Genomic DNA, 288 nt, shown 5'->3' with positions numbered 1-288 from the left:
CTGAAGCGAGTTCAGGATGACATCGTGCAAAAGGTTAGCGACAGCGAACGCAGTGAGAGCGCTCTTTTTGCGCAAGGTGAAGTGAGCCGTTTTGACTGTTGCTAAAGCAACCACCTCTACAATCCACCCTCTTCGTCACCCTGAACTTGTTTCAGGGTCTATCGTGCAAAAGGTTACCGACAGTGAACGCAGTGAGCACGGTTCTTTTGCGCAAGGTGAGGTGAGCTATTTTGATAGTTGCTAAAGCAACCACCTCTACAATCCCCCTTCTTCGTCACCCTGAACTTG

1 protein-coding gene is annotated in these 288 nt (G+C 49.7%); it reads left to right on the top strand.

Translation table 11 applies throughout. The features are described from left to right. Window positions 1-91 precede the first annotated feature (91 nt). On the top strand, window positions 92-244 hold the full coding sequence (locus N483_RS27150) for a hypothetical protein (RefSeq protein WP_155735427.1): 153 nt from the start codon (window positions 92-94) through the stop codon (window positions 242-244). Window positions 245-288 lie beyond the last annotated feature (44 nt).

Origin of the sequence: Pseudoalteromonas luteoviolacea NCIMB 1944 (assembly GCF_001625565.1) — a bacterium.
Classification (GTDB): domain Bacteria; phylum Pseudomonadota; class Gammaproteobacteria; order Enterobacterales; family Alteromonadaceae; genus Pseudoalteromonas; species Pseudoalteromonas luteoviolacea_F.
Note: the sequence above shows the minus strand (reverse complement) of the source record. Positions and strands in the feature narration are given on the sequence as shown.